The organism is Corynebacterium sp. HMSC058E07 (assembly GCF_001809885.1).
Classification (GTDB): Bacteria; Actinomycetota; Actinomycetes; order Mycobacteriales; family Mycobacteriaceae; genus Corynebacterium; species Corynebacterium macclintockiae.
The window spans coordinates 240874-256980 of sequence record NZ_KV799275.1; the positions used below are offsets into that span (position 1 = coordinate 240874).

Sequence of the window (16107 nt, forward strand, 5' to 3'; positions counted from 1 at the left end):
CGTGGGTATTGCCGCAGAACTGGCCGAGCTCCTCCCCGACCTCGATGAGGTCCCAGAATCCCTGATCGACGATGCGATTCTGGAATCCTTTCTGGGTTGGACGCGCGACCGCGGCATCAACCTCTACCCCGCCCAGGAGGAAGCCGCGACCGCCCTGGTTGCCCAGGACAACGTCATCCTGGCTACCCCCACGGGATCCGGCAAGTCGATGGTTGCCATCGCCGCGCACTTCATCGCCATGGCGCGCAAGCAGCGCAGCTTCTACACCGCGCCGATCAAAGCCCTGGTGAGTGAGAAGTTCTTCGACCTGTGCCAAACCTTCGGCCCGGAGAATGTCGGGATGATGACTGGTGACGCCACAGTCAACGGTGGCGCGCCGATCATCTGCGCCACCGCCGAAATCGTTGCCAACATCGCCCTCCGCGACGGAGCGGAGGCGAAAATCGACCAGGTAGTGATGGACGAGTTCCACTACTATTCCGAACCCGACCGCGGCTGGGCGTGGCAGGTTCCGCTGCTGGAGCTCCCTAAAGCGCAGTTCCTGTTGATGAGCGCCACCCTGGGCGATACGAAATGGCTGGAGGATGACCTCACTCAGCGCACGGGGCGCCAAACCACGCTGGTCACAGGTACGACCCGTCCGGTGCCTCTGGATTTCCACTACGTCTACACTCCCGTCCACGAGACAGTGGAGGAACTGATCAGCGACGGCAAGTCGCCGATCTACATCGTCCACTTCACCCAACGCGAGGCCATCGAGCGCGCCCAGGCGTTGACCAGCATGAAGCTCGTCAACGACGAGGCCAAGGCAGCCATTGCCGAGGAAATCGGCGACTTCCGTTTCACCTCCGCCTTCGGCAAGACGCTTTCGCGCCTGCTGCGCAAGGGCATCGGCGTGCACCACGCGGGTCTGCTTCCCAAGTACCGCCGCCTGGTCGAGAGACTGTCTCAGAAGGGTCTGCTGAAGATCATCTGTGGCACCGACACCCTGGGCGTGGGCATCAACGTGCCGATCCGCACGGTCCTGATGACGGGCCTGACCAAGTACGACGGCGTTAAACACCGCGTGCTGAAGTCCCGCGAGTTTCACCAGATCGCCGGCCGTGCGGGGCGTGCGGGCTATGACACAGAAGGCACCGTGGTCGTCCAGGCTCCGGAGCACGAGATTGAGAACTTCCGCCTGCGCCAGCGCGCGGGAAGCGACCCGAAGAAGCTCAAGAAGCTGCGCAAGCGCTCCGCCCCGGACGGGCAGGCGACGTGGACCGAGTCGACCTACGAGCGGCTCACCCGCGCCGAGCCAGAGGAACTCACCAGCCAGTTCCGCATGAGCAACTCCATGCTGCTCAACGTCGTCGCCCGCGACCAGTGGACCTTCGAGGCACTGGAGCACCTGCTGCGCACTAACCATGACACGCGCGCGAAGCAGAACAAGGCGATCCTGCGCACCATCGAGCTCTATCGCGGGCTGCTTAACGCAGAGGTCGTGGAGGAATTCTCCGCCGACACTCCCAGTGGTAAAGATGCCCGGCTCACCGCGGATCTGAACCGCGACTTCGCCCTCAACCAGCCGCTGTCCCCATTCGCATTGGCCGCGCTGGAGCTGCTGGATCCGGAGTCCGACACCTTCGCGCTCGACGTCATCTCAACCTTTGAGGCCGTGCTAGAGGATCCCCGGCAGGTACTTCTCGCCCAGCAGAAAGCGGAGCGGGGTGAGGAGATCGCGGCGCTAAAGGCAGAGGGCGTCGATTACACCGAGCGCATGACCATCGTGGAGGAGATCACCTGGCCAATGCCTCTTGCCGACGAGCTCGACCAGGCCTATGACACCTTCTGTGAGGGCAACCCGTGGGCGCGGGACTTCCAGATCAGCCCGAAGTCTATCGTGCGCGACATGGTGGAAAAGGCCATGACTTTCTCTGACTTTGTGGCGACATACGGCCTGGGGCGTTCCGAGGGCGTGGTACTGCGCTACCTGACGGACGCTTACCGCACGCTGGAGCACTCGGTGCCGGACGCTTATCGCTCCGAGGAGTTCGACGACATCCTCGTGTGGCTGGGTGAACTGATCCGACAGGTCGATTCCTCCCTGATCGACGAGTGGGTTCAGATGGCCGACCCGGACGCTCCGCTGACCGAGGATCAGGTCGCCGAGCACGCCTTTGGGGTGGAGGATACGAATCTGCTATCCGCCAACCCGCAGGCGCTGACCCGCATGGTGCGGAACTACTTCTTCCGCCACGTGGAGCTGTTCGCCTTCGAAAAGGAGCGCGAACTTGCGGAGATGGACGAATACCTGGACTCGCCGCCGGATTGGCCCGCCGCCATGGACGACTACTTCGACGAGTATGCGGATGTTGGTGTGGACGCCGCCGCGCGGTCAAACATGAACATCCTCATCAAGCGGGGCACCGGCTCCGACGCGGGCAGCTGGTTTGTGCGCCAGATCATCGACGATCCGGAAGGCGATCACGGCTGGGCGCTGGAAGGTGTGGTGGATCTGCACGCAACGGACGAGGCTGGCGAGATCCGCCTGTCCGAGCTCAGCATCGTGCAGGGCTAAGAAAGCCTCTAGAAGTAGGTTTCTAGAACGCGCCGGCTTTCCTGCGCCACGCGGTTGAACGACTGCGCGACGATCTCCCCCAGTGCCGCGTAATCGTCGATGCGCGTGGAGCTGGAACGGTAGGCCATACCAATCGTGCGTCCGGCGCGCACCGCGCCGCCGGAGAACGTTGCCAGGGCGATACCCGGCCGCTGGCATTCCACGGACACCGCGGACAGTGGCACCAGGGTGCAACCAAGGCCCGCGGCGACCAGCTGGATAACCGTAGACAGGCTTGCCGCGCGCGTCACAGAGTGGCGCGGATCGTTGGACATATCCACCGTTCGGCACAGCTCGAGAATCTGGTCGCGCAGGCAGTGCCCGTCGTCCAGCAGCAACAGATCCACGTTCTTCAGTTCGTCGACGGAAAGGTCCTTGCGCCCGGCAAGCGCGTGCCCCTCCGGCAGGACGAGGACGAACTCCTCGGTGTACAGATCTACGGTATTCAGACCGCCGCCTTCCCCCGGCATACCCAGCACGGCGACGTCGATCTTTCCTTGGCGCAGAGCATCGACCAGCAGTGGGGACTTTTCCTCCACGATCCGCGGTTCGAGCTCTGGGGCTGAGTCGGCGACCGAATGCAGGACGTCCGGGAGGATATACGGCGCGACCGTCGGGATCATGCCAATCGCCATCTGTCCGACCAGCCCACCGTGGGCGCCACGGGCGTGGGTGACGAAGGTCTCTAGGCTCTCCAGCGTTGCCTGGGCGTACGGGAGCAGCCCCCGGCCCACTGGGGTGACGATGACCTTGCGAGTAGAGCGCTCAATCAGTTGCACCCCCAGCCCTGCTTCCAGCGCGGCTAGTGCCTGCGACAAGGAGGGTTGGGAAATGCCCAAATGGGTTGCGGCAGTACCGAAATGGCCGTGTTCGGCAATGGTCACGAAGGTGCGCAGCTGGGCAACTGTAGGGCGATACTCTCTCTGAACCACGCTCACAACATTACAGCAATTATGAGAAACGTATAATTAAACCGTAAAAAATAAGTAGCAAGTCCAACGCTAGGTAATCTGCAGTTCAGCAGTGCCCTCGAATGGCGTCAGCTTCCCCAAGAACGCCTTCCAATCGCCCTTCAAACGCACGGTGTACTGCCCCGGAGGAACATCCTGTGTATTCCAGTCAATCGTGGTTCGCGTCTGCCCGAAACTGTTTTCGAATGTGATCAGAGTATTCTCGCTGGAATCATCTCCGACAACCTCACCATTGAGGTCTTCGATGGTCACATAGCCCTCACCGTGGCGCATATCGTTGTTGGGGTTAGCCCCCACGAAGACCACTCGCGCATTCGAGCCACTCTTGACCTCCATTGGCGCTTCCAAGACTTCCCCGAACTTCTTCCCCGCCGGTGGAGCGTCCATCCAGTTATCGCTTCCCGGAACCTTAGGAATCAGGCCGGTCAGGTCGCCCGCAGGCTGTCCAACCTCCACCGGCTTGCCCTCCTTCAGCGCCCGAGCCATCTCATCGAAGACGTCTTGAAATGCGGACAGCTGGTACTGACCGAAGATGGTCGCGCCACCCTCATAGTTCTGCGCCTCATACTCCTCGGGCGTGGTGATGTAGTGGCCGTAGGCATTGGTGTAGCCCTGCACCACGATGGTGTTCTCCGGCACTTCCAACGCCGCGGCGACAGTGCGCTTAATGCGCAACCCACTGGTAATGGTCGGCTCGAATCCCAGGGTGACCAGAACAAAGGTTCCCAGGCGGTGAATGGTAAATGGGTGTACCTGCTGGATCATTCCGTCGATATACCCCATCGGTAGCAGACATTCCTTTGGGCCGTGAATATCCTTGATTTCCTGCGGTGCGAGAGCCTTGTTCAGGTCACGCACCCACGGATTGCCACCGCGCTCACCTTCGTTGAAGCCCAGTAGCGGCACGCCACCGCCGTCTTCTTGGGAAGACCCAGCAAATGCCGCGCCCAGAATCGCTGGCCCGAGCTTGTGCTCCTTCTTGTCCGGGGTAAAACGGGGGCTCGCCACCAGCTTGGGACAATCCACCCAACGAAATCGCCCGTCGATGCCGCCTGCCGACCAGTCCTTACCCAGGTCGTCGGTCGCCTTCATCATCCGCTCGCCGAGGATCTTTGCTGATTCACGCTCGTCTGCGCCGGGTCCAGAGTTAGGCGTCAACCCCATATTCGGGGTGATGTCGCCCGGGCACATGTTGGCAAAGGCCGCAACGAACGGCGCGTCCTCGGGGTGGCGATGCACCACGCCGTGGGCTTCCTCGGTAGCCCAGGCAGCATAACCCTTGTTGTCGCCGGCAATGTGCTTGTATTCTGCACCGAAACTTGTGGGGTGGAGCGAATACCAGTTGATCAGACCGACCTGCTTACCCCCGCGCGAGACATGCAGGGTTACACTGCGGGTATCCACACCGTTAGGGAGTGCTTTCTTGTCTTCTTCGGGGTTGCGATCCCACGATGTCTTAGACCTATTGACGCCCGCGTCAGCAACGGTCGACTCAGCAACCGTCACGTCTGATGGCTGAATATCCTCGTGGGCGCGTTCCACTGCGGTCACAATCCCCTCCACCGTCGCCTCGAAGGTCTTCGGGCGGAAGCCGCCGTGGGTGATGTCGACCATCAAGTGCTGGGAGGTTCCACCGGGCGCCACGTGGGTATGGGTCGCAGCCAGCACAACATTTTCCTGGGTGTACAGGTCGCCATATTTATCCTTCAGCCGGCGCAGCACCTCCAGATGAATAGACTGGAACATCAGACCGACGTCACAGGTGACGTGCACGAAGCGAGAGTCCTCGCGGTTGGCGTCAACAAAGATGAACGCCCGGGCGTACTGGCGGCGCTGAATGCCTACCGTTTTCTGTTCGTCGACTGCGTATCCAAACATGCCGGCACCCCAGGGTTCGCCGGTCATATCCGCCAAACCGCGACCGACCTTAAAGCCTCCCGTGCCGGAACCTGAATCCTCCTGCGCACCAGCACCAGGGGCGCCGGCAGAAGCCCACACAACGGTGCCGGTGACGGCCGCCATCCCCCGGAAGAAGCTACGGCGGCTGAAACTGTTCTCTAGGAAGTTGTTTGAACTGCTGGTCGTGGCCTGCTTAGTGTGCTCGCACATATGTTTCTCGCTTCTGAAGAAGGACATTAATCCATAGATTGTTTTGACTATCGAAACATAAGGCTTAGACCGTGGGGAAGTGTGATGGTTTTCATAAATTAAGTAAAAACTTAGCCTTCTCTTATTTCATTTGGGGGTAGAAAGTACTTGGGGTGAAAGTTCCTTCCCCGCACCCCGATTGTTAGAATCGGCCTGTTCAGCCCCCACAAACACGGGGCAAATTCAACAAGCAAGATGGGTGATTCACACAATGACGGACGAGCACGGGTCGACCTCCCCCGGACACGAAGGTCGCGCCCCGGGCACGCCACAGCGGCGTAAGCGTTCGCGCCGTCGCTCGCAGAAGCGCCGTTGCCCCCAGTTCGTCCGCACCATCCCGCCGATTTCCTACCCCGACCTGCCGGTCTCGGAGCGTCGCGAAGACATCAAGAAGGCCATCGAGAACAACCAGGTTGTCATCATTGCCGGCGAGACCGGCTCGGGTAAGACCACCCAGATCCCGAAGATGTGCCTTGAACTCGGCCGCGGTCGCACGCAGGTCATCGGCCACACCCAGCCTCGCCGTATCGCCGCCCGCAGTGTGGCAGAGCGCATCGCCGAGGAACTGGAAGAGGACAGTCCCGGCGGATCTTCCCTGGTCGGCTACAAGATCCGTTTCGATGACACGATCTCCAAGGAAACAGCCGTCAAACTGATGACCGATGGCGTGCTTCTCAACGAGATCCAGCGCGACCGCCTACTGCGCGACTACGACACGATCATCGTCGACGAGGCCCACGAGCGCAGCCTGAACATCGACTTCCTCCTCGGCTACCTCAAACAGCTCCTGCCGAAGCGCCCGGACCTGAAGGTCATCATCACCTCTGCAACGATCGATCCGGAAAGCTTTGCACAGCATTTTTGTGACGCCCACGGCTCCCCCGCCCCCATCATCGAAGTCTCTGGTCGCACTTACCCGGTGGAGATTCGCTATCGCCCGCTCGTTACGCAGCGTGAGAACCCAAAGACCGGCGAGGTCGTCGAGGTGGAAACAGACCCGCTGGACGGGCTGGTCGCTGCCTGCAAGGAGCTCATGCGCGCAGGTGACGGCGATATTCTGTGCTTCTTTTCGGGCGAACGCGAGATCCGCGACGCAGCCGAGGCACTGGAAGGCGAGTTCGCAGGCCCCGGAGGCGCGCACAAGGTCGACGTGCTGCCTTTGTTCGGTCGCCTCTCCAACGCCGAACAGCACCGCGTGTTCCGCACCGGTCCGCGCCGCCGCATTGTACTGGCCACCAACATCGCCGAAACCTCGCTGACCGTGCCGGGCATTCACTATGTCGTGGACACCGGCTACGCCCGCATTTCCCGTTACTCCCACCGCACCAAGGTGCAGCGCCTCCCGGTGGAGCCAATTAGCCAAGCCAGCGCGAAACAGCGCTCCGGCCGCTCGGGCCGTATCGCCGACGGCATCGCGATCCGCCTGTACTCCGAGGAGGACTTCGAGGCCCGCCCAGAGTTCACCGATCCGGAAATCCTGCGCACCCACCTGTCCAGCGTGATCCTGTCCATGGCCGCGTTGGGCTTGGGCGATATCCAGAAGTTCCCGTTCCTGCAAGCACCCGATAGCAAGTCGATCCGCGACGGTGTGGCATTGCTGCAGGAGCTCGGAGCGTTGGCGTCAGAAAAAGAAGCAACGCTTACCCCCATCGGCCGCGACATGGCGCGCATCCCTACCGATCCGCGTCTGGCGCGCATGCTGGTGGCAGGGCATGCGAACAACCTGATTGAACCGATCGCGGTCATCGTCTCGGCGCTGTCCATCCAGGACGTGCGCGAAAGGCCGTTGGAAAAGCAGCAGCAAGCAGATGAGATGCACGCGCGTTTCAAGGCGAACTCCGACTTCGTGAGCTTGCTGAAGCTCTGGAACTACCTGCAGCAACAGCGCCAGGAACTGTCGGCGAACAAGTTCAGAAAGCTGTGCCAGCGCGAGTTTATCCACTACGTCCGCGTGCGGGAATGGATGGACCTGGTGCGCCAGATGCTGTCCGTGGTGCAGGATTTGAGCTGGAAGATCCCCAATATTCGCCACGTCCGCGAGCTCGTCTTCGAGCCCGAGTCGATCAACGAGGATCTGGTCCACAAATCCGTCCTCAGCGGTCTATTGACGCATGTGGGTATGCGCGAGGGCAACTCCAAGCAGTTCACCGGCACCCGAGGGTCGCACTTTGTGGTGCATCCGTCCTCGCACGTGTCGAAGAAGCCGCCGCAGTGGCTGATGGCCGCCGAACTGGTGGAAACGTCGCAGGTCTTTGCCCGCACCGTAGGCCCCATCGACCCCAGCTGGATCGAAGCCATTGCGCCCCACATGGTGAAGTACAACTATTCCGAGCCAGTGTGGTCTTCCTCCCGCGGTGCGGCGATGGTGCATGAAAAGGTACTGCTGTTGGGCCTGCCGATCGTCGCGGATCGGATGGTCAATGCCTCCAAAGTGGATCGTCCCCTAGCCCGCGAATTGTTCATCCGCCATGCGCTTGTCGAGGGTGATTGGAAGACCCGTCACCACTTCTTCGCGCACAACCAGAAACTTCTGGCCGAGGCTACGGAGCTAGAGGATAAGGCTCGCCGTCGCGATATCGTTGTCGACGACCAGGTGCTATTCGATTTTTATGACGCCCGATTGCCAGAAAAGATCGTGTCCTCCCGACACTTTGATTCTTGGTGGAAGAAGGCTCGCCATAAGGATCCGCACCAGCTGGACTTCACCCTGGAAGCCCTGATCGATTCGCAGGAAGCCGCGCAGGCCGCCGACGACTTCCCCGATATTTGGCAGCAGGGCAGCCTGGAGTTTGAGCTGAGCTACGTCTTCCTGCCGGGCGATCCGGATGACGGCATGACTATGCGCGTTCCGCTACCTTTGCTGGCCAATGTCTCTGAGCCCGAGACCCGCTGGCTGGTGGCCGGAATGCGCGAGGAGCTAGCGGTGGCGCTGATCCGTTCACTGCCGAAGCCACTGCGTACCAGTGTGGTTCCCGCCAGCAACTTCGCTTCTGCCGCGTTGCAGAAGATGGTGCCCTTTAATGGGGATTTCGACTTCGCACTGGCGGAGGCATTGCGTGGGCTGGGTGGCCAGGGCATTAGCGCCCAGGATTTCGATTGGTCTCGGGTGCCAGGGCACCTGCTGATGCAGTTCGCGGCGATCGACCGCAGGGGCAAGGTCATCGAGAAGTCGCGTGACCTGCAGTACCTGCAGAACAAGCTATCCGGGCAGGTCACCTCCGCGATCGCGCAGGCGGCGGCGCGATCCAACCTGGCTAGCCCCAGTGACGCCGCCCAGCATTCCCCGGCCGCCCGCAAGAGCAGCCAAGATAACAGGGGCAACAACGGCAACAAGGGTAACAACGGCACGGCTCGTGCCGGGCGCGGGAAAACCGCCGGAACAACAACCGGCGTGCTGGCTACCGCGGAGGCGTGGACGGCCGATGGCATTGGCGTGCTCCCGGAGACTGTTGAGACCATTGTCGACGGGCAAACTCTGCACACGTACCCGGCCATTGTCGCAGGCACGTCGGCTGGCAAGTCAGCCAAGTGCGGAGTCACACTCAAGGCATTCCCTACCCGCCAAGCGGCTGATGCCCAGCAGTTCACGACGGTGCTGAACATGATGATCGACGCATGCACAGTATCCCCCAACCAGATGATCAAGGGGTTGCCACTGCGGCAACGGGTTGCCATGGAGCAGATCCCCGGAGGCGTGGACGGGCTGGTGAACGACGTGGTCGCGTTGGCCTGCCGGGACATGTTGATGAAGCTGGGCCCCATCATTCGGGATCCGGAGCGCTGCGAGGAGGTCGTGGCAGAAGCCCGCTCCCAGGGGCCTGGCCGGGTGCGCCAGTATGTGGTTGCTTTGGCGCCCGCGGTGCTGGCAGTGGCGGACATGACCGCAGAGCTGCAGGGGTGGTCCGGAGCGGCCATCGACGATATGCAGGGGCAGCTGGACTTCTTCTTGGGCAAACACGCAATTGCACGCAATGGCATTGAGCACATGCGACATGTCCCCCGCTACGTGGAAGCGATGCGGGCGCGGTTGGAACTGATGAAGCTGGATCCAGATAAGGAGGAAGATCTGGACGATGAGGTTCAGGAGGCCTTCGAGCTGCTGGAGAAGACTAAGAAGCGCCTGCCGACTGCTCGCGCAGCATCACCGCAGATCAAGGAGGTGCGCTGGATGATCGAGGAATTACGTGTCAGTCTGTTCGCGCAGAACCTGGGCACCGCCCATTCTGTGTCCCTGCAGCGCATTCGCAAGAAGCTGGAAAAAATCCGCTAGCTTTCGGGATGCGAACTTTCGGAGCCGTCCTGCCGCTCTGCCAGGGCTTTGCGGTGTGCGCGTAGGGATTCGATTTCCTGCTCAAAGTCCTCGGCACAGTTGAAGGACTTGTACACGGAGGCGAAGCGCAGATACGCAACCTCGTCGAGGGTGCGCAGGGGATCCAGGATCGCCAGGCCAATTTGGTTGGCCGGCACTTGGGAGCCGTGTGCCACTCGTACTGCCTGCTCTACCTCGTGCGCTAGGCGTTTGAGCGCATCATCGGAGACATCGCGCCCTTGGCACGCTCGGCGCACGCCTTTGATGACTTTCTCTCGGCTAAACTCCTCGGTCACTCCGTTGCGCTTAACCACCAAAAGGACAGACCTTTCGATGGTGGTAAAGCGCGTTTGGCATTGGCTACACTCCCGGCGGCGGCGAATGGACACGCCCATTTCGATGGAGCGCGAGTCAACTACGCGGGAGGAGTCCGAGCTACAAGAAGGGCACAACACGCCCCTTAGCCTAGTCTCCCCCTCCCTCGTACACAGAACCCGAACAAAAACCTACAAGCACACTCGCGTTCACCCGCGATAGCTTGGGCTAGGTTTGCGTTTTAGGGCGCAATGAGCGGGGCCAGCCCCAGTAGCATCGACGTTGCAGCCAAAGAAACAATGGTGGCTCCTGGAGAGTGCACAACTCTGTCAACACGAGCGTAGAAACGATCCATTCGTCCCTTCGGGCGATCGAACATGTATTCACTCCGGCCTGCGATACGATCCATACGATCGCGGGAAACGGGTCGAACAGTGGGCGCGTTGGAATACCCATAGGTGTTCGAATTAGGAGCACTGTCCAGCGCCCGCCAATCGGGCTTGCGAATCTGCGGGCGGCGCAGCGGAGCGCAACGATCGATGGGCAACACACGCCCAGACTTCAGCGACTGACGGGTGTTTTCTTGTCGTACAATCGAGGTGGTCACGTGGTTTCTCCTTCTTAGATCCGCGCTTGCCACTAAGGGGTAACGCGCTTCGTATCTCTTACTGCGGTTCACAGTGAACCAGTCGCTCCGGACAGCGTTCGAAAATCTCTCCATCATTTCGCTCGCCTGTTCGAATTAAGAACCTGTGATGAAATTTAGCACGCATGTTCGAGACTGTCTAGTGGAATCCAAACTTTTTCGAACACATATGCTAGAACTCCGTTCGATTTCGGGTACTATTGGATTCGATCGTGAAACACCGCCGGAATGAGGTACCCCTGTGAGCACCGACGAATCCCCCACCACCCCGAGCGCAAGCGCTAACCCCCGCCGCAAACTGGGGCGCCCGCCAAAGTCGGAGGCCGACAAGCGAGCGGAGAAGCAGGCGGAGAAGGAGGGCAAGAAGCCAGCCCTCAGCACCCGTCAGCGCCGCATCCTCGAGGTCATCCGCGATTCGACGGTCATTCGTGGCTACCCACCAAGCATCCGAGAGATCGCGGACGCGGTGGGGCTGCATTCCACCTCCTCGGTTTCCTATCACCTCACGCAGCTGGAAAAGCGCGGCTATCTCCGTCGCGATGGCAAGCGCCCCCGCGCAGTGGACGTGCGCTCGTTTGATGGTGGCCAGCTGGTCAATCAGGGCAAAGCCCCTGCCGCGTCGTCTTCCCCCCGCACTCCGCAACCAACTGAGAACGAAGAGCTCATGCCGGAGGCCACCTACGTACCGGTGGTCGGGCAGATCGCCGCGGGCTCGCCGATCCTGGCCGAGCAAAACGTCGAAGCGCACTTCCCGCTCCCCCAGGAGCTCGTGGGCAACGGCGAACTCTTCCTGCTGCAGGTAGTTGGCGAGTCCATGCAGGACGCTGGCATCTTCAACGGCGACTGGGTCGTCGTACGCTCCCAGTCGGTTGCCGAGTTCGGCGATTTCGTTGCCGCGATGATCGACGGCGAAGCCACCGTCAAGGAGTTCCACAAGGACGGTGACGGCCTGTGGCTGCTGCCTCATAACCCACTGTTCGAACCCATTCCTGCGGAGGAAGCAACGATCTTGGGTAAGGTCGCCGCCGTCCTACGCAAGATCTAGGCTCCCCCCATTGGTTCTGACGCCACCGTCTACCGCCCGCAAACCACTAAAGTATCGCGTATGGAATCAGCAGAACGGCGCCGTCAGATAGCCTCCCTTACCGCCATTCATGGCAGGGTTACTGTCAATGAACTGGCGGAAAAGTTCGGCGTCACCGCAGAAACAATTCGCCGCGACCTCGCCGTCCTCGACGACGGTGGGGAGCTCTTCCGCGTGCACGGCGGCGCCGTTCCGGTACAGAACTTCCGAACGGACTTCACCACGCTCGCGGCCAGGTCGAAGGCCTCCCTCAACGCCAAAAGAGCCATCGCCAAGGCGGCGGTTTCCCTGCTGCCGGACACTGGCAGCACCGTATTCATCGACGCGGGAACCACCACCGGCATCTTCGCCGAGGTTATAGCCGAGGCGAACGCTACCAACGACCCGAAGCGCATGGCGCCGAAGCTCAACATCGTCACCAACTCGCTCTTCATCGCCACGACGCTGGCGGAATCCCCCCGCTGCGACGTGCAACTCATCGGCGGTCACGTCCGTGCGGCTTCGCAGGCGGTAGTTGGCGACTTAGCTACCCGTGACATTGGCGTGCTCCATGCGGACGTCGCCTTCATCGGCACTAACGCACTCACGATCGACCATGGGCTTTCCACCCCAGACGCGCAGGAAGGCGCTATCAAGCGCGCTATGGTGGCGAACTCCGACCGCGTAGTCGCGCTCTGCGATTCCACGAAGTTCGGCCTCGATTACCTTGTCAGCTTCGCCAGCATCCAAGACATTGGGGCGATCGTCACCGACCATGACGCGCCCGCCCCCTACGTCTCAGAACTGCAGAATCTGGGCATCGAGGTCACCTTCCCGGCCTAACTACTCGTGCCCCACTAAGTCGGCTTCGTCTACTCGGCGACGATGAACTCCTTGAGCTCTTTAGCCACCACCGTGGGCAAGCGTACGTCCAGGCGGGTGCCGGCGGCGTCGTACTCCTCGGCAATCACCGTGCCCAGCTCGTGCACCCTCGCCACCACATCGCCCCGCTCGAAAGGCACATGCAACGTCACCTGGGAATCCAAAGAGTTCAAGAACAGTTCCAGCTGCGCCTCTAGCTCCGGGATGCCCTCGCCCGTCTTCGCCGACACAAACACAGCATCCGGCACCCGGTGGCGCAGCTCAGCCAGCACCAGCGGATCGGCCGCGTCGACCTTGTTGATCACCAAGATCTCCGGCGGCGCTGCCTGTCCGGATTCCTCCACAATCCCGCCGATGACCGAGTTGACGGCTTTGATCTGCTCCAGCGGGAATGGATCCGAACCGTCCACAACGTGCAGCACCACATCGGCGGCCAGCACCTCCTCCAGGGTGGAGCGGAAAGCCTCCACCAGCTGGGTCGGAAGGTGACGGACGAAGCCAACCGTATCGCTGAACACCACGGCGCGACCATCGGCCAGCTGCGCGCGGCGAGAAGTCGGATCCAGGGTGGCGAACAGCGCATCCTCCACCAGCACGCCCGCGCCAGTCAGCGCGTTAATCAGCGAGGACTTGCCCGCGTTCGTGTAACCGGCAATGGCGATCTGCGGAATGGCGGAAGCATCGCGCCGCTCGCGCTTGACCTCGCGGGAGGTCTTCATCGCCGCGATCTCCTTGCGCAGCTTCGCCATATCGGAGCGCAGGCGGCGACGATCCGCCTCGATCTTCGTCTCACCCGGACCGCGCAGACCCACGCCACCGTTGGAGCCTGCACGGCCACCAGCCTGGCGGGACAGCGCGCCACCCCAACCACGCACACGCGTAATCAGGTACTCCATCTGCGCCAGCGAAACTTGCGCCTTGCCTTCCTTGGACTTCGCGTGCTGGGCGAAGATATCCAGGATCAGCATGGTGCGATCGATGACCTTGACGTCCAGCGCCTTCTCCAGCGCAATCATCTGGCCGGGGCTCAGCTCACCGTCGCAGACCACCGTATCTGCCCCGGTTTCCTGCACCACTGACTTCAGCTCCTCGACCTTGCCACGGCCGATATAGGTGCCGGAGTCCGGCTTGTCGCGCCGCTGGTAGAGCATGTCCGCCACCTCGGAGCCCGCGGTTTCCGCCAGGGCCCGCAGTTCCTCCAGGCTCGCCTCGACCTGCGCGATCGTCCCGGTGGTCCACACGCCAACCAGCACGACCTTTTCCAGCCTCAGCTTACGGTACTCAACGTCGTAGCCGTCGGACTGCTCGTCTGTGTAGGTATTTACTCCGCGGGACAACCGCCGGAGGCTAGAGCGCGCCTCCAAATCGAGCTCGCCGACCGTGGGCGCCGCAGGCGAATCATAAAGGTGTGTAGTGTGTTCGGTTCTATCCGTCTTTTCCGTCATTACGCTCTATTTTTACCTGTCAGGGGAGGTAAATAGGAAATTTGGTGTAGAGGACTAGAGTGGTGGGCATGATTCCTGAACTCCGCAGCATTGGTATGGATTTCCCCAAGTGGCAGGACGCCCTGGAGGCCACCTACTCCTCGGGTAGCCTCGCCGTCTCGGGCGAGGTTCGCGGCGGCCAGGTTCTGCAGTTCGACGACCCTTCCGGCGCCCGCCTGGTCGTACTCGCCGTCGAGCCCTTCGGCTCCTTCGCCAGCTTCACCGGCGGTGTGCCCGCCACGGCGCACTTGTCGATGTTGAACGACATCATCGGCGTACTCGACGTCGTCGATGACAGCCCCATGCTGCAGATCGCCGGCCAGCAGGCACCGACAATCGCTTCCCTCACCGCCACCATCGCGCAAGGGCCTTTGCTTGTGGACGCCCCTTCGTTGGAGTACCACCAGTTCCACATTGGGGCTCTGGCCAGCTCCGTGCGTGTGTACGGGGACTCGACTGAGTTCGCCAAGGACGGCGGCCTCAAGGTCAGCGTGGTGGACTCGAGTGGCCTGCAGGACATCAACTCCCCTGCCACTACCCCGCACGCCACGGCCAACATCGCCGTGGAGGCCTCCGATTGGTCCAGCAAGGTTAACGCCCTGACCGGCCAGAAGTTCTGGACGGCAAGGGTGACCTCTCCCTTCGAGTTTACGGTAGTTCTACCCGAGGATGCGGTCGACGAGGAACTCGCACAGTCCGATGCTCCGTTGATCGTGGCCGGCACCGTGCAGTTCACCGCTAGTACCGTGGACGCCGCCGGCTGCGGCGGCGCCTGTGGCTCCGGCAGCTGCGGCTGCGGAGGCCACTAAAAAGGGTCGCTAAAGAACCGTCCGCCCCCAGGCCACGATGGCCGACGGCCCGCGCAAGACGGAACCTTGCGCGGAGATCTCCACCTGCACCTCGCCACCTGGAACGTGCACGGTGACGGTGCCTTCGGCCCGTTCGGCGTCCGCAAGAGCAGCCACAGCGGCGGCAACAGTGCCGGTGCCGCACGAGCGAGTCTCGCCCACCCCGCGCTCGTGGACGCGCATGTGCACCGCGCCCGCCTCATCCAGCGGCGTGAGAACCTCCAGGTTCACCCCCGCCGGGAAGAACTCCGGGTCGAACTGTATCTGCTGATCGATGGGCATTTCCTGGAGCTTGTCCGCGGTAAGACCCGGAATCACCGCGGCCAGGTGCGGGTTGCCCATGTCTACCCCAAGCCCTGCAACCTTCACGTCGCCGACCTGGGCGGTAGAAACTCCCAGCACCTGCGGGGCGCCCATCTCCACGCTGACTATGGCGTGCTCCTGATTCTCGCCGGTCACCTCGTGGACCTCCACCAGCTTGCGGCCTGCGCGGGTGCCGATGCCGAACTGCTCCCCTGCCTGCACTTTCCCCTGCGAACACAACACGTGTGCGAACGCGCGCACACCGTTACCGCACATCTCCGCCAGCGAGCCATCGGCGTTGCGGTAATCCATGAACCACTCGTCGCCCCGCACGCCCTCGGGCAGGTTTGGCAGCACCCCGGCGTTAACCAGAGCATCGGCAGTGGCAATGCGAATCACCCCGTCGCCGCCGATCCCGGCCCGCCTATCTGCCAGGACGCGCACGCGCTCTTCGGACAGCTGCACTTCCACGGCCTCGTCGAGCAACACCACGAAGTCGTTCTCCGTGCCGTGGGCCTTCATGAACTCGATCACTGTAG

11 protein-coding genes are annotated in these 16107 nt (G+C 61.8%); 5 read left to right on the forward strand and 6 right to left on the reverse strand.

Annotated features, from left to right (window positions below):
• Position 1: 1 nt before the first annotated feature.
• Positions 2-2560, forward strand: a complete 2559-nt coding sequence (locus HMPREF2678_RS06560) for a DEAD/DEAH box helicase (RefSeq protein ID WP_070551453.1) — start codon at positions 2-4, stop codon at positions 2558-2560.
• A gap of 8 nt (positions 2561-2568) precedes the next feature.
• On the opposite strand, the gene HMPREF2678_RS06565 is transcribed toward HMPREF2678_RS06560, so the two are convergent.
• The gene (locus tag HMPREF2678_RS06565) at positions 2569-3531 is read right to left on the reverse strand and encodes a hydrogen peroxide-inducible genes activator (RefSeq protein WP_034970748.1); all 963 of its coding nucleotides are present in this window, start codon (positions 3529-3531) and stop codon (positions 2569-2571) included.
• Positions 3532-3600: 69 nt separating this feature from the next.
• Positions 3601-5679 carry a neutral/alkaline non-lysosomal ceramidase N-terminal domain-containing protein gene (locus HMPREF2678_RS06570; protein WP_070551456.1) on the reverse strand — a complete coding sequence of 693 codons (2079 nt, stop codon included), beginning with the start codon at positions 5677-5679 and terminating at the stop codon, positions 3601-3603.
• A gap of 250 nt (positions 5680-5929) precedes the next feature.
• Between HMPREF2678_RS06570 and hrpA the strand changes: the two genes are divergently transcribed.
• Positions 5930-9988 (forward strand): ATP-dependent RNA helicase HrpA, encoded by a 4059-nt coding sequence (hrpA, locus tag HMPREF2678_RS06575; RefSeq protein WP_070551458.1) that lies wholly within the window; start codon positions 5930-5932, stop codon positions 9986-9988.
• Here hrpA and nrdR read toward each other — a convergent pair.
• Together nrdR and HMPREF2678_RS10210 are read right to left on the reverse strand one after the other, a co-directional pair.
• Positions 9985-10482: a transcriptional regulator NrdR gene (gene nrdR, locus HMPREF2678_RS06580; protein ID WP_034982030.1), complete on the reverse strand. Its 498-nt coding sequence runs from the start codon at positions 10480-10482 to the stop codon at positions 9985-9987. The genes hrpA and nrdR overlap by 4 nt on opposite strands.
• A 101-nt stretch (positions 10483-10583) precedes the next feature.
• Positions 10584-10949 (reverse strand): hypothetical protein, encoded by a 366-nt coding sequence (locus HMPREF2678_RS10210; RefSeq protein ID WP_141747038.1) that lies wholly within the window; start codon positions 10947-10949, stop codon positions 10584-10586.
• Positions 10950-11229: 280 nt separating this feature from the next.
• On the opposite strand from HMPREF2678_RS10210, the gene lexA reads away from it, so the two are divergent.
• Both lexA and HMPREF2678_RS06590 read left to right on the forward strand, forming a co-directional pair.
• Positions 11230-12033 (forward strand): transcriptional repressor LexA, encoded by an 804-nt coding sequence (lexA, locus tag HMPREF2678_RS06585; RefSeq protein WP_034972859.1) that lies wholly within the window; start codon positions 11230-11232, stop codon positions 12031-12033.
• 60 nt (positions 12034-12093) lie between these two features.
• Positions 12094-12894, forward strand: coding sequence for a DeoR/GlpR family DNA-binding transcription regulator (locus tag HMPREF2678_RS06590; RefSeq protein WP_034991676.1), 801 nt, complete (start codon positions 12094-12096; stop codon positions 12892-12894).
• Positions 12895-12923: 29 nt separating this feature from the next.
• On the opposite strand, the gene hflX is transcribed toward HMPREF2678_RS06590, so the two are convergent.
• Positions 12924-14378 (reverse strand): GTPase HflX, encoded by a 1455-nt coding sequence (gene hflX / locus HMPREF2678_RS06595; protein WP_070551461.1) that lies wholly within the window; start codon positions 14376-14378, stop codon positions 12924-12926.
• A 68-nt stretch (positions 14379-14446) separates the two neighbouring features.
• Between hflX and HMPREF2678_RS06600 the strand changes: the two genes are divergently transcribed.
• Positions 14447-15226 (forward strand): hypothetical protein, encoded by a 780-nt coding sequence (locus HMPREF2678_RS06600; RefSeq protein WP_070551464.1) that lies wholly within the window; start codon positions 14447-14449, stop codon positions 15224-15226.
• 9 nt (positions 15227-15235) lie between these two features.
• Here the strand turns inward: HMPREF2678_RS06600 and dapF are convergent, their stop codons facing one another.
• The gene (dapF, locus tag HMPREF2678_RS06605) at positions 15236-16102 is read right to left on the reverse strand and encodes a diaminopimelate epimerase (protein WP_034970661.1); all 867 of its coding nucleotides are present in this window, start codon (positions 16100-16102) and stop codon (positions 15236-15238) included.
• Between the last annotated feature and the right edge of the window lie 5 nt (positions 16103-16107).